This window comes from Paenibacillus lactis, assembly GCF_017873605.1.
In the GTDB taxonomy this organism is placed as follows: Bacteria; Bacillota; Bacilli; order Paenibacillales; family Paenibacillaceae; genus Paenibacillus_AQ; species Paenibacillus_AQ lactis.
Genome location: NZ_JAGGKI010000021.1, coordinates 40300 through 63914, shown reverse-complemented (window position 1 = coordinate 63914; position 23615 = coordinate 40300). Strand labels below are relative to the sequence as shown.

Here is a 23615-nt window from a genome sequence, read left to right as displayed (position 1 = left end):
ATGTCAAACATGGAGAAACGATTATATAAAAACCGCACGGCATTAAATGTGCTGGCAGGCAGCATCCAGAATGCCAAAGACGTCTTTGAAGCAGCGGAAGGGCATGTCCTGGTCGGCGTGCTGTCGAAAAATTACCCGAGCGCGCAGGAAGCGGTTGTCGCCATGAAGGAGTACGGCGCGGCGATTGAGGATGCCGTGTCGATCGGGCTAGGCGCAGGCGACAACCGCCAGGCGGCCGTCGTGGCGGAAATCGTGAAGAGCTACCCTGGAACTCACATCAATCAGGTGTTCCCGGCAGTCGGCGCGACAAGGGCCAATCTGAACGGTCAGGACGGCTGGATCAACAGCCTTGTTTCGCCGTCCGGTCAGGCAGGCTATGTTAATATTTCGACGGGGCCGGCGAGTGCGGCGGGTACGGACAAAGCGATCGTTCCCGTGAAGGCGGCGATTGCCCTGGTACGCGACATGGGCGGCAATGCGCTTAAATACTTCCCGATGCAAGGCTTGAAGCTGGAAGAGGAATACCGGGCAGTGGCCAAGGCGTGTGCGGAAGAGGATTTCGCCCTCGAGCCGACGGGCGGGATCGACAAAGACAATTTCGAAGCGATCGTCCGGATCGCGCTGGAAGCCGGCGTGCGCCAGGTGATCCCGCATGTATACTCCTCGATCATCGATTCGGCGAGCGGCGATACGATTGTCAGCGATGTGCAGGAGCTTCATCAGACGTTAAAAGCGTTGGTTGATCAATATGCCTAAGGTGATTGCGGCATTCGGCGAGGTCATGATGCGGCTGCAGGTGCCGGGTTATGCCTCCTTGGCGCAAGAGAGCAGCCTGAACTATTCCTTCTCGGGGACCGGCGTTAATATCGCTTCGGCCCTTGGAAGGCTTGGGCATGCCGGTTATTTGGTCAGTACGCTGCCGGATAACCCGCTCGGCGATGCGGCGATTGCGTACCTACGCAAGCTGGGAATCGACACCTCCTTCATTAGCCGCGGCGGCAAGTACGTCGGCATGTATTTTTTGGAGAATGGCTTTGGCGTTCGGCCCGGACGGGTCACTTATACGGACCGACTGGGGAGCAGTTTTAATACGGCGGACCCTGCGATGTATGATTTTTCGACGATTGCCCGGAGCATCGATGTGATCCACTTTTGCGGAATCACGCTTTCCATGAACGAGAATGTCCGGGGGCAGATGAAGACCTTGGCCCGGGAAGTGAAGGCTAACGGCGGCACGGTGGTGTTCGACTGCAACTACCGGCCATCCCTGTGGGGCGCGGATGGCTATACTTTTGCCAAGCCGCATTATGAGGAGATGCTGTCCCTTGCGGACATTGTCTTCATGAATGAGAAGGATGCGCTCTATATTCTCGGGATGGAAACGAAGCGGGAAGACCGGGCGGAGCAGCTCGGGGAGCTGATCCCGAAGGTAGCGGAGACGTACGGCATTTCCGCCCTTTCCGGCACCCACCGCCATATTAATGGAGACAATACCCACTCCCTGAAGGGATATTTGTATAAGGACGGAGCTTTTCATTTTTCGAGAACGTTGACCTTCTCCGTTTATGATCGGATCGGAGCGGGGGATGCTTATGCCAGCGGCGTGATCCATGGCCTGCTGCAGGGATACGATCCTGTACAGACCGTTGAATTCGCGGCAGCGGCAGCCATGCTGGCCCACACGGTACCTGGAGATACGCCGACAGCAGGAGAGCTTGACATTCTGCGAGCAATGGGTGATCATAGGTCGGATGTGGAAAGGTAAGGTGAACGAACGTATGTCGATCACGCGTAAGAACGGTCCGCTGTATCTTCAGATCAAGAAGATCATTAAGGACCGGATCCTGCATGGGGTGTATCCTTTGGGAACCCATATTCCTTCTGAGCCGCAGCTGGAGCAGGAATTCAACGTCAGCAAGATGACCGTGCGCAATGCGATTCAGGAGCTGCACCAGGAGGGCTATGTCGAGAAACGCAGCGGGGTAGGGACGATTGTAACCCGCAATACCTCGTTCTCGAAGCTTTCCAAGGGCAAGCTGTTTACCGAGATTTTGGTCGAGGAAGGGCATCAGATTCAGAAGCGCCATTTGAAGACCGAATGGGTGTTTCACGAGCCGGATAGCGAGATGTATGAAAAATTCGGCGAAAAATGCCTTCGCATCGAGCGGTTGTACCTGCTGGACGGGCAGCCCTACATTCACTATACGCATTATGTTTCGCCGCTTGTCGATATGGGAGGGGATTTCGGGCCTGGCGAGCTCCCTTCCCTTTATGACCGGATTGAAGAAAGCCAGATTACGCTGGAGAATTTCCGCGACCGTTTTCTGGCGGCCGTAGCGGATGAAGAGATGGCGGGTCTGCTTGGCGTCAGTCCGGGTACGCCGCTCCTCAAGCGGCTCAGATCCTCTTACGACGGTGCGGGGACGATTATTGAATACAGCATCGGTTATTACAATACAGAGCTTCAGCATTATTTAATCAGCTACGACGCGTAAAGACAGGGCGCAGCGGGAAGGCTCGAAAGGAATAAAGTCAGGGAAGAGCAGCCTTATGGCCGGGGAACCGGGATCAGGCTGCTTTTTTCTATAGCCTCGAGTGCGGGCGCGCGTTGTGGGGATTAAGGGCAGGCTTGGAAGGCGCTCGAAGAGGCAAAATTCCTGCGGGGCTGTGGCTATAAGGGTGAGAAAAAATGGGCAGACTACGAATAACAGACCGGCGCGAAAATTTTGTGGCCCCCCCTTGGCAAATTTTAAAGTTATGCTATAATGAGATTAAAGTCAAAGAAAGTCAAAGTCAACGGGCAGGGTTCGCTGATTTTGATTATGGTTAAAATTTAAAGGTATGACTCTGTGCGGACGTGTAAGATCACAATCCGTCTTATCGTTTCAAACAGTGGAGGATGAACAGACCATGCGTAATATCTCTGATATTATCGAACAATACCTCAAGAGCATTTTGCAGGAAAGCCCGGAGGGAACCGTTGAAATTCAACGGAACGATCTGGCGGAGCAGTTCTCCTGCGTTCCTTCCCAGATCAACTATGTCATCAGCACCAGATTTACGCTGGAGAAGGGCTTTCTCGTCGAGAGCAAGCGCGGAGGCGGCGGTTATATCCGCATCCAGCGGATCGAGCTTCCCCAGCATTCCGCACTCCACCAGCATCTGCATCATACGATCGGCAGCCGGATCGACCAGACGGTCGCGGAAGGGCTGATCTACCAGTTGGAGGAGTCAAGGTTCTTGAACAAACGAGAGGCCAGCTTGATGCGGGCCGCCATTTCGAGGGATTGCCTCAATGTGAAGCTTCCTTACCGGGATGAGCTCCGTGCGAGAATCATGAAGGCCATGCTTATTGCTTTGTTAGGTAAGTGAGTCTGTGTAAGGAGGGCATGGAGTATGATATGCCAGGAATGTGGTAAACGACCAGCGACATTGCATTTTACGAAAATCGTGAATGGCGAGAAGACCGAATTTCATTTTTGTGAATCTTGTGCCCGTGAAAAAGGGGAATTGATCCCCGGGACGTCGAATGGTTTTTCTATACACAGTTTGCTTTCAGGCCTCCTGGATCTGGATCCTTCCGGCAAGGGCCAGAATGCGGGTGCCAAGCCGGCGCAGACACTGCGCTGCGAGGAATGCGGCATGACGTATTCCCAATTCAGCAAGCTTGGCCGTTTCGGCTGCAGCTCGTGTTATAAATATTTCTCGGATCGCCTGGATCCGCTGTTCAAGCGAGTGCATGGCAATACGTCCCATGTCGGCAAGGTGCCGAAGCGGACCGGCGGTGTCATTCAGCTCAAGCGCAAGATTGAGGAGCTGAAGAAGGAGCTTCAGTTCCGGATCGTGCAGGAGGAGTTTGAAACGGCCGCCGAGATTCGGGACCGGATCCGCGAGCTTGAGCGAAATATCGCCCAAGGATGAGGAACTTATGATGATGCACTTTTAGCTAGGAGGAATGCGTGATGTCTAATCACCGGTTTACCGATACGGCGCTGAGCGAATGGATGCGCGGGAATGGTCAGGATTCCGACATTGTCATCAGCACCCGTGTCAGGGTGGCGCGCAATCTGCAGCAGCTTCCTTTCCCGCTGCTGGCGACGAATCAGCAGTCGAGCGAAGTGCTAGAGCGCCTGATCAGCGTCATCAAGGATAGGGAGCGGCTGAACGATTTCGGGGAGCTGCATGTTATCAAATTGAGCGATATTGACGATTTGGATAAACGGGTGCTTGTCGAGAAGCATCTGATCAGTCCCAATCTGGCCAATGAATCCCGAAACGGCGCTGTCATTTTGACAGAGGACGAATCCGTCAGCATCATGATCAATGAAGAGGATCATCTGCGCATACAGTGTTTATATCCGGGCTTTCAGGTTAGAGAAGCTTGGGAGCGAGCGACGGCGCTGGACGATATTTTCGAAGCGCATGTGGATTACGCCTTTGATGACAAGCGGGGATTCCTGACCAGCTGTCCGACGAACGTCGGAACCGGCCTCCGTGCCTCGGTTATGATGCATCTGCCGGCGCTGGTGATGACCCAGCAGATCAACCGGATTCTCTCGGCCGTGTCTCAGGTCGGCTTGACCGTTCGGGGCATTTACGGCGAGGGCAGCGAAGCTGTGGGCAATCTGTTCCAGATCTCCAACCAGATTACGCTTGGCCAGACCGAAGCCGAGATTATTGAAAATCTTCACAGTGTCGCCCTGCAGATCATTGAGCATGAGAAGAACGCCAGACAGCGTCTTATTAATGAATCCAAGCTGCGGATCACGGACCGGGTGATGCGCTCCTATGGCATACTGTCCTACGCGGCGGTTATGGATTCCAAGGAAGCGGCGCAGCGGCTGTCCGATGTCCGTCTCGGTGTGGATCTGGGATTGCTCGAAGGTCCGGCCAGCTCGGTGATGAATGAGCTTAATGTGAAGACGCAGCCGGGCTTCCTGCAAAAGACGTTCGGGGAGAGCATGAATCCTTCGGAACGCGATATGTACAGAGCCAAGCTCATCAGGGAAACGCTGGCTGCGAAGCCGTAGATGAACTTTTGATTAAGAAACAGGAATCTAGAGCTTTCAGGAAGAATATTTCTTGACCCGGGATAAAAATGCCAGGGTTCGGTTAATGGAATATAACCGTTGTTTCTTTTAATAGGCGAATCGGGCAGCATCGCGGCCCTTCGGGGCGGCGATACACCGAAATTCGTGAGGGTAAATATACATGAAACGTGGAGGTGCAATATTATGATGTTTGGCAGATTTACGGAACGTGCTCAGAAGGTGCTTGCATTGGCTCAAGAAGAAGCCGTGCGTCTGGGACATAACAATATCGGAACAGAGCATATTTTACTCGGACTCATCCGCGAAGGAGACGGCATTGCGGCTAAAGCGCTGATCGGCCTCGGGCTTGGTCTTGAGAAAATCCAAGACGAAGTAGAGACCTTGATCGGACGCGGCCAAGAGCAGCCAACCAATATTGCCTACACGCCGCGGGCAAAGAAGGTTATTGAGCTTTCCATGGATGAAGCCCGCAAGCTGGGGCACACCTACGTTGGAACAGAACATATTTTGCTTGGATTGATTCGCGAGGGCGAAGGCGTGGCAGCACGCGTGCTGAACAATCTGGGCATCAGCCTGAACAAGGCGCGCCAGCAGGTGCTGCAGCTGCTCGGCAGCAGCGAGGCGGTATCGAGCCACCACGGCACGCCGCAAAACGTAAGCACGCCTACGCTGGACAGCTTGGCCCGCGATTTGACCGCGATTGCCAAGGAAGGCAACCTGGATCCGGTCATCGGCCGAAGCAAAGAGATTGAGCGCGTCATTCAGGTGCTGAGCCGCCGCACGAAGAACAACCCGGTTTTGATTGGGGAACCAGGGGTCGGTAAAACGGCCATCGCCGAGGGCTTGGCTCAGCGCATTATCAATAATGAAATTCCGGAAACGCTCCGCGATAAGCGGGTCATGACCCTCGACATGGGCTCGGTCGTGGCCGGCACGAAATACCGCGGCGAGTTTGAAGACCGGCTGAAGAAGATTATGGATGAGATCCGCCAAGCGGGCAACATCATCCTGTTCATCGACGAGCTGCATACGCTGATCGGTGCAGGCGGTGCGGAAGGCGCGATCGACGCTTCCAACATTCTGAAGCCGTCCCTGGCGCGCGGCGAGCTGCAGTGCATCGGGGCGACGACGCTGGATGAATACCGCAAATATATTGAGAAGGATGCTGCCCTTGAACGGCGCTTCCAGCCAATCACGGTGGATCAGCCTTCTCCGGAGGAAGCGATTCAGATCCTCTACGGGCTGCGTGACAGATATGAAGCGCATCACCGCGTGAAGATTACGGATGAGGCGATCGAGCAAGCCGTGAAGCTGTCCGATCGTTACATTACGGACCGGTTCCTGCCGGATAAGGCCATCGACCTGATCGACGAGGCGGGCTCCAAGGTACGCTTGAATACGTACACGATTCCGCCGAATCTGAAAGACCAGGAAGCGCATCTGGAAGACATCCGCAAGGAGAAGGATGCCGCTGTCCAAAGCCAGGAATTCGAAAAGGCCGCTGCACTTCGCGATACCGAGCAGAAGCTGCGCGAAGAGCTCGAAATTACGAAGAATCAGTGGAAGGAAAAGCAGGGCCGCACCGATTCCGAGGTTACGCCTGAGGATATCGCCGATGTCGTGGCGAACTGGACCGGAATTCCGGTGAATAAGCTGAAGGAAGAAGAGACGGAGCGCCTGCTCAATCTCGAAGAGATTCTGCACAGCCGCGTCATCGGTCAGGAAGAAGCCGTTAAGGCTGTCAGCCGTGCGGTACGCCGTGCACGCGCAGGTCTGAAAGATCCGAAGCGTCCGATGGGCTCCTTCATCTTCCTTGGACCTACAGGCGTTGGTAAAACCGAGCTTGCACGCGCGCTTGCCGAAGCGATGTTCGGCGATGAGAATGCGGTCGTTCGGATCGACATGTCCGAGTACATGGAGAAGCATTCCACGGCACGTCTCGTCGGAGCGCCTCCGGGATACGTGGGCTACGAGGAAGGCGGCCAACTGACCGAGAAGGTTCGCCGCAAGCCATACTCCGTCGTCCTGCTGGATGAGATCGAGAAGGCGCATCCTGAAGTGTTCAACATTCTGCTTCAGGTGCTGGAGGACGGACGCTTGACCGATTCCAAGGGCCGCGTCGTCGACTTCCGCAACACGTTGATCATCCTCACGTCGAACGTCGGCGCCGAGGCGATCAAGCGCAATTCGACGCTCGGCTTCACCGCCGTGACCGATGCGGGCCGCGATTACAACAATATGAAGACGAAAGTGATGGATGAGCTGAAGAAGAGCTTCCGTCCGGAGTTCCTGAACCGGATCGATGAGATCATCGTGTTCCACTCGCTCGAAGAGAAGCATATCGCCGAGATCGTGACCTTGATGTCCGACGAGCTGCGCAAGCGGCTGCGCGAATTCGACGTGGAATTCGAGCTTACCGATCAGGCGAAGGCGTTCATCGCGAAAGAAGGCTACGACCCTGCCTTCGGTGCCCGTCCATTGCGCCGGGCCATCCAGAAGCATATCGAGGACCGTCTTTCCGAGGAACTGCTGAAGGGCAATGTCAAGAAAGGCGATGCCCTCATCATCGACGAGGAGAACGGCGAGCTGTCCGTCCGCAAGAAGGATAGCGTTGCTGCCGCATCGTCCGAGACCGAATAAGCGTAGATTCCCCCCTGCTGGATTATTTCCAGCGGGGGTTTTTGATTTTGGGGTACCAACCTAGCGGAGAGGACGGAATCGTTCCAAAGATGCGACAGCGCTCGCCTTTAAAAACCGGGAAGCCACAACGATAATCCATTCCAGTTCCCCTTGTTTAACAGCGATCGTAAGAATGATCAGGCAGCGAAGCGGACACACCGCTTGTTCGTAAATGATCATTAAACAAATGCCGATTCTCCTTCGGCTCTTTAAATTTTAAACAAATCCATCCCATCCTGTGTAAAGTTGTGCAATTTGCCTTTACGGTCAATTAGAAGAAATGGTAAACTTTGATTAATGCCTGATTTTGCAGGGTTTTACGGATTCCGACAAAGGAAAAGGCAACATAAAGGAGACTTCCATGGCCAAAACTAAGACGAAATTTTTCTGTACCGAATGCGGCTATGAAGCGCCGAAATGGTTCGGGAAATGTCCGGGCTGTCAATCATGGAATTCCATGGTAGAGGAGACCGAGACGGTAATCAAGACGCAGGGGATGAATTCCCCTCTTTTTCATAGTAAAGAAAAGCCCCTTTCCATCATAAATATAGAGAGCGGAAAGGAACCGAGAATCCAGACGGGGATTGCGGAATTGAACCGTGTGCTCGGCGGCGGGCTCGTTCCCGGATCGCTCGTGCTGGTTGGAGGAGACCCCGGCATCGGGAAATCGACGCTGCTGCTGCAAGCCTCGAACCGTTTGGCGCAAAGCGGCATCCGCGTCCTGTATATATCGGGTGAGGAATCGGTTCGGCAAACGAAGCTTCGGGCCGACCGGCTCGGCGCGCTGTCGCCGGAGCTGTTCGTCCTCTGCGAAACGAACCTGGAATCGATCGAGGAAGCGGTGGAGAGCGTTCAGCCGGGCTTTGTCGTGATCGACTCCATTCAAACGGTATACCTGCCGGAGGTCACGAGCGCGCCGGGAAGCGTATCCCAGGTTCGGGAATGCACCTCCCGCTTCATGCGTCTGGCGAAGGTGAAGGGCATTGCCACGGTGCTGGTCGGCCACGTGACCAAGGAAGGGGCCATTGCAGGGCCGCGGATGCTGGAGCATATGGTGGATTGCGTGCTTTACTTTGAAGGAGAGCGGCATCATACGTACCGCCTGCTGCGTGCGGTCAAGAACCGCTTCGGTTCGACAAATGAGATCGGCATATTTGAAATGGGAGAGGACGGTCTGCGTGAAGTGGGTAACCCGTCCGAGCTGTTCCTCTCCGAGCGCCCTTTAGGCGTAGCCGGGTCGACCGTCGTCGCCAGCATGGAGGGAACGCGTCCTGTGCTCGTGGAGCTTCAGGCGCTTATATCCACGACGCATTTTCCGTCACCGAGACGGATGGGCACAGGCGTCGACCATCATCGCATGAACCTGATTATCGCCGTGCTGGAGAAACGGATGGGCATGTTCCTGCAGACGCAGGACGCCTATTTGAATGTGGCCGGCGGCGTCAAGCTGGATGAGCCTGCCGTCGATTTGGCGATCGCTGTCAGCATCGCATCCAGCTTTCGCGATATTCCGACCAAGCCGTATGATGTTATTTTCGGCGAGGTCGGGCTGACCGGCGAGGTTCGCGCCGTTTCCCGGGCGGAGCAAAGGGTGAAGGAAGCCGAGAAGCTCGGCTTCAAACGCGTGATTTTACCAGAGAAGAGCTTGAAGGGGTGGAAGCACCCCAAAGGAATTGAAATTATCGGAGTTAATACCGTTGCAGATGCATTAGCGGTTGCGTTAGATTAGGGGGCATACGAGGGTGAAGGAAACGAGCCAACTGGACAAAATGAATGATTTGCTAAAGCTGGTAGCACCGGGAACGCCGTTTCGCGACGGATTGGAGAACGTGCTGCGGGCGAAGACGGGCGCGCTGATCGTTGTGGGCTACAGCCCCGAGGTGATGGAGGTTGTCGACGGGGGCTTCTCCATCAACTGCGATTTCTCGCCGAACTATTTGTATGAGCTTGCCAAGATGGACGGCGCCATCATCTTGAGCGAAGACTTGAAACGGATACTATATGCCAACACCCAGCTCATCCCCGACTCATCCATTTCTTCCATTGAGACAGGGATACGTCACCGGACGGCGGAGCGGGTGGCGAAGCAGACGGGCAAGCTGGTGGTGTCCATCTCGCAGCGCCGGAATATCATTACATTGTATCAAGGCTCGCTGCGGTATGCGTTAAAGGAAATCGGCGTTATTTTGACCAAAGCCAACCAAGCGATTCAGACGCTGGAGCGGTACAGAGCCGTGCTCAACCAGTCGCTGACCAACCTGTCCGCCTCGGAATTCGAGGAGCTGGTTACGATCCCCGAAGTGGTCAACGTCATCCAGCGCGTAGAGATGGTGCTGCGCATCAAGAAGGAAATCAAGCGATATATTAACGAGCTTGGCAATGAAGGCCGACTGATCAGCATGCAGATGGATGAGCTGGTAAGCAATATGGAGGAGGAAGCATGGCTCTTGTACGCGGATTATGCGCGCGAATACAGCGAAGAGAAGATCCGCGAGATCATTCTGGCGCTTAAACGTTCGACCGATGAAGAGCTCCTGGACATTCACCATATCGTCAGACTTCTCGGCTATCCGGCTTCCGCCGCCGCTTCCGAAGAAGAGATTCTGCCGCGCGGATACCGGATCCTGAACAAGATCCCGCGTCTGCCGAATGTCATCATCCGTAACCTAGTCGACCGGTTCCAGGATCTGTCCAGCATCATGTCCGCCTCGATCCACGAATTGGACGAAGTCGACGGCATCGGCGAGGTACGGGCACGGAACATCAAGGAAGGATTGAAGAGGCTGCAGGAGCAAGTGTTCATTGACAGACAGATTTAAAAGGCCTACAATCGAACAATCGGTGTTTGGAACGTTCAATTATACGAGGTGAATATAAAATGACGAAATCAATTCCGAACATGTTTACTTTAGGTAATCTGTTTCTCGGAATGATTGGCATCATCTTGGCGACAGAAGGCCGAACAAGTATGGCGGCCATTATGATTATCATCGCCATGCTTCTCGACGGTCTGGACGGCCGGGTGGCCCGGGCGCTGAATGCACAGAGCGAATTCGGCAAGGAACTGGATTCCTTATCGGATGTGATCTCATTTGGTGTAGCACCTGCACTTATTATGTATACAGTTGCTTTTACAGATATCAATTCAGCCTTGGCCTGGACCGTGACCGCGATCTTTCCGATGTGCGGAGCGCTTCGGCTTGCGAGATTCAACGTCCGTCCGGGAATACCGGGATACTTTATCGGCCTGCCGATCCCCGCTGCAGGCGGCGTGCTTGCTACGCTGGCGCTGTTCCATGAAGAGATTACGGCACCTTATATGATTTTTGGCATGTTGCTTCTTTCTTATCTCATGGTCAGCGCCGTCAAGTACCCGAACTTCAAGAAGATCGGCATTCCGAAAACGGCGATCAAATTCACGCCATTGGTCATTATCGGTGCCGTTATGGTGGCCGTGTTCTTTCCGGAGCAGACCTCCATGCTGATCTTTGTCCCGCTCGTGCTGTATGCCGGGTACGGCCTTCAGCAAAATTTCCGCAGACTGACGCGGAGAAAGCGCCGCAAGGATGACAGCCAATCGGATGAAGCCTATCGCTCCTCGGACCGGTAGGTCCGCTATGGCTTCATTAACTTCATTTGCAATCCAAACCGCGCGGGTATGAAACGTTGGTGCCCGCGCACAATAAATAAAAAGCATTTATTTCCCTGCTCCTTGCAGAGAGATAAATGCTTTTTTGTGTTTATTTTGGAATACCCTAAATACCTGCAATCGCTTATCCGGAACATGGCGGCTTTAGGACAGGTTGAACAGACCCAGCGTCGAGCATTTCTGCGACTCCTTCACCACCACGTCATCCAGCTGAATATCGAGCAGATTGGCAAGGGCCGACATATAAAAAAGGTTGCGGCCAAGCTCGGAGCTAACCGCTTCGCGGCAGTTCTCGCACAGATGGCCCTGGACATGGGTGCCCACTAATTCCCGGGCGGATTCGAGATCAGCGTTGATATCGAAGGTTTGCTTCGTGGCATGGAGCTCGATGCATCCGCATTCTGTGATGGCTTTGGTAACGGCACGGTTGACTGATGCATTGCTTTGACCATTTTTCGACAGAACATCCAATAGACTGCGGTGACGGAGCAACAATTCGGAAACTTGATCCTGAAAGGCCTGTAAACTAGGAGCGCTCATTTATACATCCACCTCGATATTATGAATTGAGTTCATTATATTCCACTACTTCGGCCAATTTCAACCAGTTTCAGGCGTTTGGAGGGATTCGATTCCAGATTGCGGCCCACGATGCGGGCCTGGAAATCGCGTGAGTTTCAACAGGGGGAAGGCGTGTGGTATGGGGATCGTGATAAAAAATATACCCCTTAACGATTAGGTCGGCTGAAATTGGAGCATACTGGAAATATAGAAATAACCATAATTCAGTTTACAATAAGGAGGTGTGCGAAAGCTCATGTTAAAAAAAGCTATTTTAGCATTTACGGTATTATGCGGAGCATGGAGCGGCTATACGTTATATCATACAATCGAACGGTCATTTCCCGAGCTCTCGCCGATGTTTGGTCAAGGCGTGTTTGCGGCGGGGAGCGGTGCCTTCGCGCTGCTGGGAGGTTTATTATTCGGCATGATTGGCGTGCTGTCGGCGGAACGGGTGACCCGAAGCCTGCACAGCCTGATCTCTTCGTTCTCACGCATTCCGATGAATGATCTGGCAGCCGGTACAGCCGGGCTATTAGGCGGTCTTCTGTTATCCTTGCTGCTCTCGCCGGGATTATCCTTGTTAGGACAAGTCGGGCAGCTGCTGCAGGTGGGGATTACCGTGCTGGGCGGGTATCTCGGGCTTCGGATCGGACTGGAGAAGAAGGAAGAACTGGCTTCCTTGTGGATGTCGGGACGATGGAGCCAGGCGGCCGAGCCGGAAAGCCGGCGCGTCGAAGAACATAAAATTCTGGATACCAGCGTCATTATCGACGGAAGAATTGCCGATATTTGCAAAACCGGGTTCATCGAAGGAACGATTGTCATTCCCGAGTTTGTACTGGAGGAGCTGCAGCACATTGCCGATTCGTCGGATTTGCTCAAGCGCAATCGCGGGCGCCGCGGACTTGATATTTTGAATAAAATCCAGAAAGAGCTGGATGTAAAGGTTCTCATCTATGAAGGGGACTTCGAAGAAATCTCCGAGGTGGACAGCAAGCTCGTGAAGCTCGCTAAAGTGCTGCAGGGCAAGGTGGTCACGAACGACTTCAATTTGAACAAGGTATGCGAGCTGCAAGGCGTATCGGTGCTGAACATCAATGATTTGGCCAATGCGGTCAAGCCGGTCGTTCTGCCGGGCGAAGAAATCCTCGTGCAGATTATCAAGGACGGCAAGGAGCATGGCCAAGGCGTCGCCTATTTGGATGACGGCACGATGATCGTCGTTGAAGGCGGGCGCGAATATATCGGCACGATGATGGAAGTGCTCGTCACGAGCGTATTGCAAACCTCGGCGGGCCGGATGATCTTCGCCAAACCGAAACTGTTGGAAAAAGCCCAGTAAACGGAGTATGATGGGGATATACATATCCGCCTGCCGGCCAAGCGGACGGCAGGGGCTAAGACAGGAGTTTGGCGCATGAAGAACAGCTTTGGCGCCGTCATCGTGGCGGCGGGCAAGGGAACGCGAATGGGAACCAGGGAGAGCAAGCAGTATCTGGCTCTGGGCGGCAAGCCGATCATCATCCATACGCTTTCGGTGTTCAACCGGCTGCCGTGGCTGCAAGAGCTGGTGCTCGTCACCGGGGCGCAGGACGTTCCCCGCTGCAAATCCTGGGTGGAGGAATACGGGCTGGACAAGGTGACGGCAGTCATCCCGGGAGGCAACGAAAGACAGCATTCCGTCTTTCAAGGCATGAAGCAGCTCTCCTCCGAATGGGTCATGATACATGACGGGGTCAGACCGTTTATTACCCCCGAGGAGATTGAAGCTTGCCGCGATGCGGCGATGGAGGTCGGCGCTTCCGTGCTGGGAGTGCCTGTGAAGGATACGATCAAGCAGGTGAACGGCCAGGGGCTGATAACAGGCACCCCGGACCGTCAAAGTCTGTGGGCCGCTGCGACCCCACAGACTTTTCGTCTTTCCGAGCTGCTTCCGGTCCATGAGAAGGCCGCAAGCGAAGGATTTACCGGAACGGATGACGCGATGCTGATGGAATGGGCAGGCTATCCGGTGAAGGTGGTCGAGGGGAAATACAGCAACATCAAGATCACCACGCCGGAAGACCTGGAATACGCCGCATTTTTACAGAAACGTAAGGGAGAGAATGTAGAATGATTCGTGTTGGACATGGATTTGATGTGCATCAGCTTGTGGAGGGCAGGCCTTGCATCATTGGCGGAGTTACGATTCCTTATGAAAAAGGGCTGCTCGGGCACTCGGACGCCGACGTACTGCTGCATGCGATTGCGGATTCGATTCTTGGAGCGCTGGGGCTTGGCGATATCGGACGTCATTTCCCGGATACCGACCCCGCATTTAAAGATGCGGACAGCCTCAAGCTGCTTGAACAGGTGTGGGTCATGGCAGCCGAGAAAGGGTATAAATTAGGGAACGTCGATGCTACGATCATCGCCCAGAAGCCGAAGATGGCTCCTTATATCCCGCAGATGACAGAAGTAATCGCGAAGGCGCTGGATGCCGAGGTTGAGCAAGTCAACGTCAAGGCAACCACGACCGAGCAGCTCGGCTTCACCGGCCGCGGGGAAGGCATCGCGGCGCAATCGGTTGTCTGCCTTGTGAAAGGTATGCTATCATCTTGAAGGATGTTTGCAGGAATCATTGAAGAATTAGAAGCGGAGGGGTTGCAAATGACCGGAGAAGTCCGCGTGCGCTATGCACCGAGTCCGACGGGACATTTACATATCGGCAATGCCAGAACGGCATTATTCAATTATTTGTTCGCCCGCAAGAACAACGGGAAATTCATTATCCGGATCGAAGATACGGATGTGAAGCGCAATGTGGAAGGCGGAGAGCAAAGCCAGCTTAAATACCTGAAATGGCTTGGCATGGATTGGGACGAGAGCGTGGATGTCGGGGGCGAATACGGCCCGTACCGTCAAACCGAGCGCCTAGATATTTATAAGCAGTACTGGCAGGATCTTCTGGATCGCGGGCTTGCTTATCGCTGCTACTGCACGGAAGAGGAACTTGAGCAGGAGCGGGAGGAGCAAATGGCCCGCGGGGAGACGCCGCGCTATTCCGGTAAGCACCGGAACCTGACCGAAGAGGAGCGTCTTGCCCTGGAAGCGGAAGGACGCGTGCCGAGCATCCGTTTCCGCGTACCGGATGATCGCGTATACACCTTTGACGATATGGTGAAGGGAACGATCTCGTTTAACAGCAAAGAGACCGGCGACTTCGTCATCGTCAAGAAGGACGGAATTCCGACCTACAATTTCGCCGTGGCTGTAGATGACCATCTGATGAAGATCAGCCACGTGCTGCGCGGAGAGGACCATATCTCGAACACGCCGCGCCAGCTGATGATCTATGAAGCCTTCGGCTGGGAGCCGCCTCGCTTCGGCCATATGACGCTCATCGTCGGCGAGGATCACAAGAAGCTGAGCAAGCGGAATGAATCGATCATCCAGTTCATTGAGCAGTACGATCAGCTCGGTTATTTGCCGGAGGCGATGTTCAACTTTATTTCGCTGCTCGGCTGGTCGCCGGAAGGGGAAGAGGAGATTTTCTCCAAGGATCAGCTGATCTCGATCTTTGACGAGAACCGGCTGTCCAAGAGCCCGGCCGTCTTCGATGCGAATAAGCTGGCTCACATCAACAACACCTACATCAAGAGCGCCGATCCGGAGCGGGTGGCAGCGCTGGCGATCCCGCACTTGCAGAAGGCGAGCCGCCTGCCTGCGGAGCTGACTCCCGAGCAGGAAGCCTGGGCGCGTGCGCTGGTGGCGCTCTATCAAGAACAGATGACGGCCGCTTCGGATATCGTCGATCTGTCGGAGGTCTTCTTCCGCACGCATCTCGAGCTGGATGCGGAAGGCATTGAGGTCATGAGCGGCGAGCAAGTGCCTGCCGTACTGTCCGCGTTCCTTAACAAAATCGAGCAATCGGACGAGTTCACCGCAGAGAAGATTGCCGCACTCATTAAGGAAGTCCAGAAGGAGACCGGCTTCAAGGGCAAACAGCTCTTCATGCCGATCCGGGTCGCATTGACCGGGCAGACGCACGGCCGGGACCTGAACCAGACGATTTGGCTGCTCGGCAGAGACCGGGTGCTGGACCGACTGCGTTCGCAGATCAAGGGCGCGTAAGAATAGGCTTTTCCAGGCAGATAATCCTTCTTGTCAGTTCCGTGTTTCATCAGTTATAATTACACTCAACTATAAGTGGAATATTCTTTGATAAAGGTTCAGATATTAACTCCTTAAGAAGAAGTAGCGCAGTGGACGGAATTGAGCTGTAGAAGCAACGCGTTCGCCTTTGTTTTCGGATTTCCCCCTTGAGAAAGTGATTAATAAGAAATCCGAAAACAACAGCGATCGAAAGCACAATCCGTCAACGGAGCGTCCTTTAGAGGAGGGTGGCTTCACCTATATCAACAAATAAACGTATAATAGCTTGGATCAGGAGAAGTACGCATCAAACAGGCACGTTCCAGAGAGGACAATCGGCAGATCAAGCTGCCGGCTGAGAGTTGTCCCGTTAGCCTGCAGCGGAAATGCACCTGTGAGCTGCATGGTTGAAGCGAACACCATCGTTAGATCATGCCGGTCGTCTGCCGTTAATGACTTGAAGAGGAATTGGCTTATGATCAATGCCCTGTTAAGGGAGGATCAGAAGGCCGATTCTAAGCAGAGTGGAACCGCGGTCGAACGCCTCTGCAGCGATAAGCTGCAGAGGCGTTTTTGTTATAGGGAATAACGATGAGGGACAGATGCATAACGCGATTGGAACAGGGAAAGAGGGAGCGTTCATGTTCAAACAGATGAAATCGGATATTCGGACAGTGTTTGAGAATGACCCGGCTGCCCGGGGGCTTTTTGAAGTGGTATTCACCTACTCGGGGCTTCATGCATTATGGGCCCATCGGGTTGCCCATGCCTTATTCAAGCGGCGCTGGTACACGCTGGCCCGGATCATATCCCAGATCAGCCGGTTTATGACCGGGATCGAGATCCACCCCGGCGCCCGGATCGGGCAAAGGCTGTTTATCGACCATGGCATGGGGGTTGTCATTGGCGAGACCTGTGAAATCGGGGACGATGTCGTCATTTACCAAGGGGTAACGCTCGGCGGTACCGGCAAGGAGAAGGGCAAGCGCCATCCGACGATCGGCAACAACGTTGTCATCGGCTCCGGCGCGAAAGTGCTAGGTTCCTTTGCGATTGGGGATAACTGTAATATCGGCTCCAACGCGGTGGTGCTGCGGCCGGTTCCGCCGAACAGCACCGTGGTCGGCAATCCCGGCAAAGTGGTGAAGCAGAACGGGGAGCGGGTTCGCGACCGTCTGGATCATACAAACCTGCCGGACCCGATCGTCGATACCCTTCGCTCGATGCAGAAAGAGATCGACCAGCTGCGTGCGGAGCTGGAGGAGACGAGACGGGAGCTGAAGAAGTCCGCGCCGGAGGTTATGCTGTCTTCGATTAATAAGGAATAACAAGCGATTGCGAGCGAAAGCATTGAACCGTTTATCAATATCGACGAATTCGATTCCGTTGCGGACGCTGCAAGGAGCGCTCTCCCCGAAAATCGGGGGCTTCTCGCACGCCGGACGCAATCTAGATGAAAGGAATGAGGGGATACAACATGGCGCTGCAAATCTATAACACATTGACCCGTATGAAAGAAACATTCGTTGCCCAGGAGGCAGGCAAGGTTAAGATTTATGTGTGCGGTCCTACCGTGTACGATTACATTCATATCGGAAATGCGCGTCCGATGATCTTTTTCGACGTCGTTCGCGCGTACTTCGAGCAGCAGGGCAATGACGTCAATTATGTCGTGAACTTTACGGATGTCGATGACAAAATGATCCGTAAAGCCGAACAGACCGGGACCACCGTTCCGGAGGTCGCGGATAAGTTTATCAAGGCTTACTATGAGGACCTCGACGGCCTCGGCATCCCGCGGGCGACTCTGAATCCGCGGGTAACGGACAACATGGACAACATCATTGAATTTATTCAGGACCTGGTCGATCGCGGCTTCGCTTATGAGAACGGAGGCGATGTTTTCTTCCGCACCCGCAAATTCGACGGATACGGGAAGCTGTCCCAGCAAAATCTCGATGAGCTGCAGTTCGGCATCCGGATCGAGGTGGATAAGCGCAAGGAAAATCCGGAGGATTTCGTGCTGTGGAAGGCTGCAAAGCCCGGCGAAATATACTGGAGCAGCCCGTGGGGTGACGGCCGTCCGGGATGGCATATCGAGTGCTCGGCCATGGCGCGCCGCTATCTAGGGGATACGCTCGATATCCACGGCGGCGGCCAGGATCTGCAGTTCCCGCACCATGAGTGCGAGGTGGCGCAGTCCGAGGCGCTGACAGGGAAGCCGCTAGCGAACTACTGGATGCATAACGGATACATTCGCATCAACAACGAGAAGATGTCGAAGTCGCTCGGAAACGGCGTATTGGTCAAGGATTTGCGCGAACAATATACGAAGGAAGCGGTACGCTACTTTATGCTGTCCACCCATTACCGCAATCCGCTCAACTTCAGCGAAGAGGTTATGAATCAGGCGCAGAACAGCGTGGAGCGTCTTGCCAATGCCGCCGCAAACGTCAAGCACCGGTTAAGCGCGGCAGTCGGCTCGCCGGATGCTGAAGCCGGCGAGGAGATCCGGAATAAAATGTCGGCGGTTCTTGCCGAATTTCATCAGAAAATGCAGGATGATTTCAATACGCCCGATGCGATAACGGCGATGTTCCAGTGGGCGAGCGAAGCGAACCAGCTGCTGCAGGAGCCTTCGATTCCGGCGGCGGATCTGCGGGAGGTGCTTGATGCCTTTAACGAGATGAACGGCGTGCTGCGGATCGTGAACACGGGCGAGGACGAAATGCTGGATGAGGAGATTGAACGCCTGATTGCCGAGCGTGTGGAGGCCAGAAAGAACAAAAACTGGGGAAGAGCGGACGAGATTCGCGACTTGCTGGCGGCCAAAGGCATCGTGCTGGAGGATACTGCGCAGGGCATGCGCTGGAAGCGCAAATGAGCGGGCCGGACTTTCAGGAGCCGGCCTTCGGCTGGTTCGACTTTCCGCCGTCGAAGCCGGCAAGGCTCATTCCGCCGATAGTGCTGGCCTATATCGGGGATGCGATTTATGAGGTCGCCGTGCGGCAGTATTTGATATCCCGGCCGAATCTTCGGCCGAATCACCTGCACCGGACGGCGACGGGACTTGTCTCGGCGAAGGCCCAGAGCCGGATTCTGGCGTACCTGGAGCCGCTCCTCACGGAAGAGGAGCAGGACATCGTTCGCCAGGGGCGCAATGCCAAATCCGGCAGCGTTCCGAAAAATGCGGATGTGCTGGAATATCGCCATGCGACGGCCTTTGAAACCTTGGTAGGGTATTTATATTATACGGGGCGGCAGGACCGGATTCGCGAGCTTGTCGGCAAAAGCATCGAGTACGTGGAACATTCGAAATAAGAGACGGGCTTGGACAGGCTTAGTGTCAGTCAATACATCAATGCATCATGAGAAACGAATCGAGCAGCCGGCTGGCGGCAAATGCCGCTCGTCCAGGCTTATATGCAGGAGGGTACAACATGCAGGAAGAGGAAATTGTCGCAGGCAAGCATTCCGTCACGGAAGCGCTGAGGTCGGGACGAACAATCAATAAAATATGGATCGCTGAAAATGCCCAGAAGCATTTAACCCAGCCGATCATCGCGGAAGCGAAGAAGCTTGGCATCGTCATCTCGCATGTGGACAAGCGCAAGCTGGATCAGATGGCTCCGGGCATTCAGCATCAAGGGGTCGTGGCACAGGTCGCGCCGTATGCGTACGTCGAGGTGGACGATCTGCTGAAAGCAGCCGAAGATAAGGGGGAGCCGCCGTTTCTGCTGCTGCTGGACGAGATCGAGGATCCGCATAATCTGGGATCGATCCTTAGAACGGCGGACTGCACCGGCGCGCACGGCGTTATTTTGCCCAAGCGCAGATCGGCGCAGATTACGGCAACGGTATCCAAGACGTCGGCAGGCGCCGTGGAGTATGTGCCTGTCGCAAGAGTAACCAATCTCGGCCAGACGATCGACCAGCTGAAGGAGATGGGCGTTTGGGTCGTAGGCACCGTGGTTGATGCCGTGCAGGAGCTGTACGACACTGACGTGTTTGAGGGGCCGGTAGCGATCGTCATCGGAAACGAAAATAAAGGGATGGGGCGTCTGATCCGCGAAAAATGCGATGTACTGGTTAAGCTTCCGATGGCCGGAACGATCAATTCGCTGAATGCTTCGGTTGCCGCTGGTGTCGTAATGTACGAAGTGCTTCGCCGTCGTCGCCTTCAGGGTTAGCCGCGATGGCCGATTGGCGGGATGTGCTGCTGGTCGATGGCTATAACATGATCGGCGGCTGGCCGTTTCTTGCCAAGCTTGCAAGCAGCAGCATGGAGGAAGCACGGGATGTGCTGCTTGCGAAGCTGGCGGATTATCAGGCTTATTCGGGACTCCGGGTCATCGCGATTTTTGACGCGTACCGGGTGCCGGGATTGGGCAAATCCTATACGCAGGGCAAGGTTCAGGTATACTTCACGAAGGAGAAGGAAACCGCGGACGAATGCATCGAGCGCCTGGTCGGGGAATTCAGCCATCGCCGGCGCAAAATCTATGTAGCAACCAGTGATCTCATCGAACAGCATATCATCTTTGCCCGCGGCGCTCTCCGCTTATCCGCAAGGGAACTGCTGAACGAAGTCGAGCAGAGCGAACGCGAGGTGAAGCAGAAGATTGCCAAGGAGCAGACCAAAGGCCGAAATACCCTCGACGGCAAGCTTCCGCCCGATATAAAACAGATGTTCGAGCGTTGGCGGAGGGAGTAGTCCTGCAAGCGTATGCTATTGCAAATCTATGAGTAACCTACGAGAAACCATGAAAATCTTACATTTAATGTTAATATCACTCTATATTAGGTAGATCGTGGTTGACGGTCTAGTAGACATCATATATACTTGTCATATATTTCAAGCGAGTGACGGGCTACCGTGCGTTCCGGGCCGGAGGGATTCTATTGAGTGTGGACCTCAAGGAAGTCATGTTGTCAGGGTATGATGTGATAAGTGATGAAGACATTGTCGAGGCGGTCCGTGAAGGTGACAGCGGGGCGCTGGAGTATTTGATCAATAAGTACCGGAATTTTGTACGTGCTAAAGCCCGTTCTTATTTTTTGATAGGAGCCGACCGGGAGGATATCGTCCAGGAAGGCATGATCGGGCTGTACAAGGCAATACGTGATTTTAAAGGGGATAAGCTGTCCTCGTTCAAGGCCTTTGCCGAGCTCTGCATTACCAGGCAAATTATTACGGCGATCAAGACGGCCACGAGACAGAAGCATATTCCGCTCAATTCGTATGTCTCATTGGACAAGCCTATTTATGATGAGGATTCCGACCGTACGCTGCTGGACGTTATTTGCGGCACGGCGGTAAGCGATCCGGAAGAACTGATCATTAATCAAGAGGAGTTCGTCGGTCTGGAGGATAAGATGTCCGAGATTTTGAGCGATCTGGAGCGTAAGGTTCTGATGCTCTATCTGGACGGGCGTTCCTACCAGGAAATCGCGGTAGATTTAAGGCGTCATGTGAAATCGATTGATAATGCTCTCCAGCGTGTCAAGCGCAAGCTTGAACGGTATCTGGAGGTCAGGGATAACTAAAGGCTTGGCAGGCGGTTAAGGGAAGGCTCCAATCAGAGCCTTTTTTTCATTATCTGGACCATAGGGTGCGGTCTGTCGGCTTCCAAGCCTGAAGGATGGTTTTGTCGTTGATATGCTATATGTCCGTCCGGGCGGCATGCATCCCTTAAAAAGTGCCCCATCCGGTGTTTTATCAGCTGGAAGATTGAACATACTGGTATAGACGTAAACGGCTGTTATGTTGAGAACACGCTTCGGCGCAGCTTTGCTGTTCAAGGCAGGATGCCTGCAAGAACTTTACAACCGGTGCCTCGGTTTACTTGCTAATGGCATTTATTGCAGCCCGCGATCAGAGAGAAAAAGGCTTGAAATGGCTCTATCCATATGATAAAGTGTTTTAGGTAGGCCTAAATTCGCGTGTTTTATGAATGGATCGTTGTTACAAGTGCTTGGAACAGCGGTTTTATTCATCTCGCAGAAATAATCAGGCTTCCCCCTAGGAAGCAAGGTTGTTTCTACTAGGATCAATATCGGTTCTTCTGGTGAAGAAGGACGTCTTCGGGAGGTGCACATCATGCGGGTAATTATCACTTTGGCTTGTACAAGCTGCAAACAAAGAAACTACACAACCACCAAAAACAAGCGAAATCACCCCGACCGCATGGAGATGAAGAAATTTTGCAAGTTCTGTAACGAGCAAACTCCTCATCGCGAAACCAGATAGTTTTCATTTGGAGGTGTAGTCGGCGTGAAACGTGGTTTCAAGTCTCTGTTTTCCTTTTTCTCTGAAAGCTGGGCGGAACTTAAAAAGGTTCGCTGGCCCAATCGTAAAGAACTGACGAACTATACTCTAATCGTTCTAGGCACCATTGTGTTTGTCACGATTTATTTTTGGGTTATAGACATCGGCATTTCCGCTGTGATCGAAGCGATTATTTAGAAGGGTCCCAGGTGGCTTGATATGGAAAAAAGATGGTATGTAGTTCATACCTATTCCGGGTATGAGAATAAAGTCAAAGCCAATTTGGAAAAACGTGTCGAGTCCATGGGCATGGAGGACAAAATATTCCGCGTTCTTGTTCCGATGGAAGAAGAAGTGGTAAACAAGGATGGCAAGAAGAAAACGGTCATGCGGAAAGTTTACCCGGGATATGTCTTGGTCGAAATGATTCAAACTGATGATTCTTGGTATGTTGTACGCAACACACCAGGAGTGACCGGGTTTGTCGGTTCGACGGGATCCGGTTCTAAACCGACGCCTTTGCTTCCGGAAGAAGTGGAACAGATTCTGAAGCATATGGGCATGGAGGAACCGAAACCGAAGATCGAATTCGATATCAAAGAATCCGTTCGGATCAAGGTTGGTCCTTTTGCGAATTTTGTGGGCTCCGTGGAAGAGATTTTGGCTGATAAGAGCAAGTTGAAGGTTCACGTCAACATGTTTGGACGGGAAACCCCGCTTGAGCTGGATTACACTCAAGTGGAGAAGATATAGATTTCGTTCTTCGGGTTTCTTGTGGGAGGACGTTTAACTGCGTCCGCTACCACTATTGATGCAAGGAGGTGTCAACCATGGCTAAAAAGGTTATCAAAGTTGTTAAACTGCAAATTCCTGCAGGTAAAGCGAATCCAGCTCCTCCAGTAGGTCCTGCATTGGGTCAAGCGGGTGTCAACATCATGGCATTCTGTAAAGAATTCAACGCGCGTACCGCTGATCAAGCTGGTCTGATCATCCCGGTTGAAATTTCGGTATTCGAGGATCGTTCCTTTACGTTCATCACGAAAACTCCACCGGCTGCTGTTCTGCTTCGCGTGGCTGCTAAGATTGAAAAAGGATCCGGCGAGCCTAACAAGAAGAAAGTCGCTACCGTTAAGCGCGACGCTGTGCGTCAAATCGCTGAAACGAAAATGCCTGACCTGAACGCTGCATCTGTTGAAGCTGCAATGAAGATGGTAGAAGGTACTGCCCGCAGTATGGGTATCACAATCGAGGACTAATCGTTTCTCGAACG

25 protein-coding genes are annotated in these 23615 nt (G+C 53.6%); 24 read left to right on the top strand and 1 reads right to left on the bottom strand.

The features are described 5' to 3' along the window. The 10 genes from dagF (at position 1) to pssA (ending at position 11340) form a co-directional block, all read left to right on the top strand. Complete coding sequence (gene dagF / locus J2Z18_RS26130) at positions 1–756, top strand: 2-dehydro-3-deoxy-phosphogluconate aldolase (protein WP_007132602.1); 756 nt, start codon at positions 1–3, stop codon at positions 754–756. Further along, the gene (locus J2Z18_RS26125) at positions 749–1765 is read left to right on the top strand and encodes a sugar kinase (protein ID WP_040740233.1); all 1017 of its coding nucleotides are present in this window, start codon (positions 749–751) and stop codon (positions 1763–1765) included. The genes dagF and J2Z18_RS26125 overlap by 8 nt, the downstream gene beginning before the upstream one ends. Before the next feature lie 13 nt (positions 1766–1778). Then, a complete protein-coding gene (locus J2Z18_RS26120; protein WP_040740231.1) occupies positions 1779–2495 on the top strand; it encodes a GntR family transcriptional regulator in 717 nt (238 codons plus the stop codon). A 415-nt stretch (positions 2496–2910) separates the two neighbouring features. Next, positions 2911–3372 (top strand): CtsR family transcriptional regulator, encoded by a 462-nt coding sequence (locus J2Z18_RS26115; RefSeq protein ID WP_007132599.1) that lies wholly within the window; start codon positions 2911–2913, stop codon positions 3370–3372. 24 nt (positions 3373–3396) lie between these two features. Continuing rightward, positions 3397–3921 (top strand): protein-arginine kinase activator protein McsA, encoded by a 525-nt coding sequence (gene mcsA, locus J2Z18_RS26110; RefSeq protein WP_007132598.1) that lies wholly within the window; start codon positions 3397–3399, stop codon positions 3919–3921. 41 nt (positions 3922–3962) lie between these two features. Further along, entirely contained in the window at positions 3963–5030 is a 1068-nt protein-coding gene (gene mcsB, locus J2Z18_RS26105; RefSeq protein WP_007132597.1) for a protein-arginine kinase McsB, read from the top strand. A gap of 204 nt (positions 5031–5234) precedes the next feature. Beyond that, positions 5235–7691 (top strand): ATP-dependent protease ATP-binding subunit ClpC, encoded by a 2457-nt coding sequence (gene clpC / locus J2Z18_RS26100; RefSeq protein ID WP_007132596.1) that lies wholly within the window; start codon positions 5235–5237, stop codon positions 7689–7691. Between the two features lie 400 nt (positions 7692–8091). Next, positions 8092–9459 carry a DNA repair protein RadA gene (gene radA, locus J2Z18_RS26095; protein WP_007132595.1) on the top strand — a complete coding sequence of 456 codons (1368 nt, stop codon included), beginning with the start codon at positions 8092–8094 and terminating at the stop codon, positions 9457–9459. Positions 9460–9472: 13 nt separating this feature from the next. Then, positions 9473–10549, top strand: coding sequence for a DNA integrity scanning diadenylate cyclase DisA (gene disA / locus J2Z18_RS26090; RefSeq protein WP_007132594.1), 1077 nt, complete (start codon positions 9473–9475; stop codon positions 10547–10549). 59 nt (positions 10550–10608) lie between these two features. Further along, on the top strand, positions 10609–11340 hold the full coding sequence (pssA, locus tag J2Z18_RS26085) for a CDP-diacylglycerol--serine O-phosphatidyltransferase (RefSeq protein WP_007132593.1): 732 nt from the start codon (positions 10609–10611) through the stop codon (positions 11338–11340). Between the two features lie 183 nt (positions 11341–11523). On the opposite strand, the gene J2Z18_RS26080 is transcribed toward pssA, so the two are convergent. After that, positions 11524–11919 carry a nucleoside triphosphate pyrophosphohydrolase family protein gene (locus J2Z18_RS26080; protein ID WP_007132592.1) on the bottom strand — a complete coding sequence of 132 codons (396 nt, stop codon included), beginning with the start codon at positions 11917–11919 and terminating at the stop codon, positions 11524–11526. Positions 11920–12196: 277 nt separating this feature from the next. Between J2Z18_RS26080 and J2Z18_RS26075 the strand changes: the two genes are divergently transcribed. From J2Z18_RS26075 to rplK, 14 genes are all read left to right on the top strand, one after another. Then, complete coding sequence (locus J2Z18_RS26075; RefSeq protein ID WP_007132591.1) at positions 12197–13285, top strand: PIN/TRAM domain-containing protein; 1089 nt, start codon at positions 12197–12199, stop codon at positions 13283–13285. 75 nt (positions 13286–13360) lie between these two features. Beyond that, complete coding sequence (ispD, locus tag J2Z18_RS26070) at positions 13361–14059, top strand: 2-C-methyl-D-erythritol 4-phosphate cytidylyltransferase (protein WP_007132590.1); 699 nt, start codon at positions 13361–13363, stop codon at positions 14057–14059. After that, positions 14056–14544, top strand: a complete 489-nt coding sequence (gene ispF, locus J2Z18_RS26065; RefSeq protein ID WP_007132589.1) for a 2-C-methyl-D-erythritol 2,4-cyclodiphosphate synthase — start codon at positions 14056–14058, stop codon at positions 14542–14544. The genes ispD and ispF overlap by 4 nt, the downstream gene beginning before the upstream one ends. 48 nt (positions 14545–14592) lie before the next feature. After that, on the top strand, positions 14593–16056 hold the full coding sequence (gltX, locus tag J2Z18_RS26060) for a glutamate--tRNA ligase (RefSeq protein ID WP_007132588.1): 1464 nt from the start codon (positions 14593–14595) through the stop codon (positions 16054–16056). 662 nt (positions 16057–16718) lie between these two features. After that, positions 16719–17405, top strand: coding sequence for a serine O-acetyltransferase (gene cysE / locus J2Z18_RS26055; protein WP_040740229.1), 687 nt, complete (start codon positions 16719–16721; stop codon positions 17403–17405). Between the two features lie 149 nt (positions 17406–17554). Further along, positions 17555–18961: a cysteine--tRNA ligase gene (cysS, locus tag J2Z18_RS26050; protein WP_007132586.1), complete on the top strand. Its 1407-nt coding sequence runs from the start codon at positions 17555–17557 to the stop codon at positions 18959–18961. Next, a complete protein-coding gene (locus J2Z18_RS26045; RefSeq protein WP_007132585.1) occupies positions 18958–19398 on the top strand; it encodes a Mini-ribonuclease 3 in 441 nt (146 codons plus the stop codon). The genes cysS and J2Z18_RS26045 overlap by 4 nt, the downstream gene beginning before the upstream one ends. A gap of 119 nt (positions 19399–19517) precedes the next feature. Next, on the top strand, positions 19518–20267 hold the full coding sequence (gene rlmB / locus J2Z18_RS26040; protein WP_007132584.1) for a 23S rRNA (guanosine(2251)-2'-O)-methyltransferase RlmB: 750 nt from the start codon (positions 19518–19520) through the stop codon (positions 20265–20267). A 5-nt stretch (positions 20268–20272) separates the two neighbouring features. Beyond that, the gene (locus tag J2Z18_RS26035) at positions 20273–20791 is read left to right on the top strand and encodes an NYN domain-containing protein (protein WP_007132583.1); all 519 of its coding nucleotides are present in this window, start codon (positions 20273–20275) and stop codon (positions 20789–20791) included. A gap of 188 nt (positions 20792–20979) precedes the next feature. After that, complete coding sequence (gene sigH / locus J2Z18_RS26030; RefSeq protein ID WP_006212942.1) at positions 20980–21624, top strand: RNA polymerase sporulation sigma factor SigH; 645 nt, start codon at positions 20980–20982, stop codon at positions 21622–21624. A gap of 553 nt (positions 21625–22177) precedes the next feature. After that, positions 22178–22327: a 50S ribosomal protein L33 gene (gene rpmG, locus J2Z18_RS26025; protein ID WP_006212941.1), complete on the top strand. Its 150-nt coding sequence runs from the start codon at positions 22178–22180 to the stop codon at positions 22325–22327. 24 nt (positions 22328–22351) lie between these two features. After that, positions 22352–22543 (top strand): preprotein translocase subunit SecE, encoded by a 192-nt coding sequence (secE, locus tag J2Z18_RS26020; protein ID WP_007132582.1) that lies wholly within the window; start codon positions 22352–22354, stop codon positions 22541–22543. A 21-nt stretch (positions 22544–22564) separates the two neighbouring features. Further along, positions 22565–23098 carry a transcription termination/antitermination protein NusG gene (nusG, locus tag J2Z18_RS26015; RefSeq protein ID WP_007132581.1) on the top strand — a complete coding sequence of 178 codons (534 nt, stop codon included), beginning with the start codon at positions 22565–22567 and terminating at the stop codon, positions 23096–23098. A 77-nt stretch (positions 23099–23175) separates the two neighbouring features. Beyond that, on the top strand, positions 23176–23601 hold the full coding sequence (gene rplK / locus J2Z18_RS26010; protein ID WP_007132580.1) for a 50S ribosomal protein L11: 426 nt from the start codon (positions 23176–23178) through the stop codon (positions 23599–23601). Positions 23602–23615 lie beyond the last annotated feature (14 nt).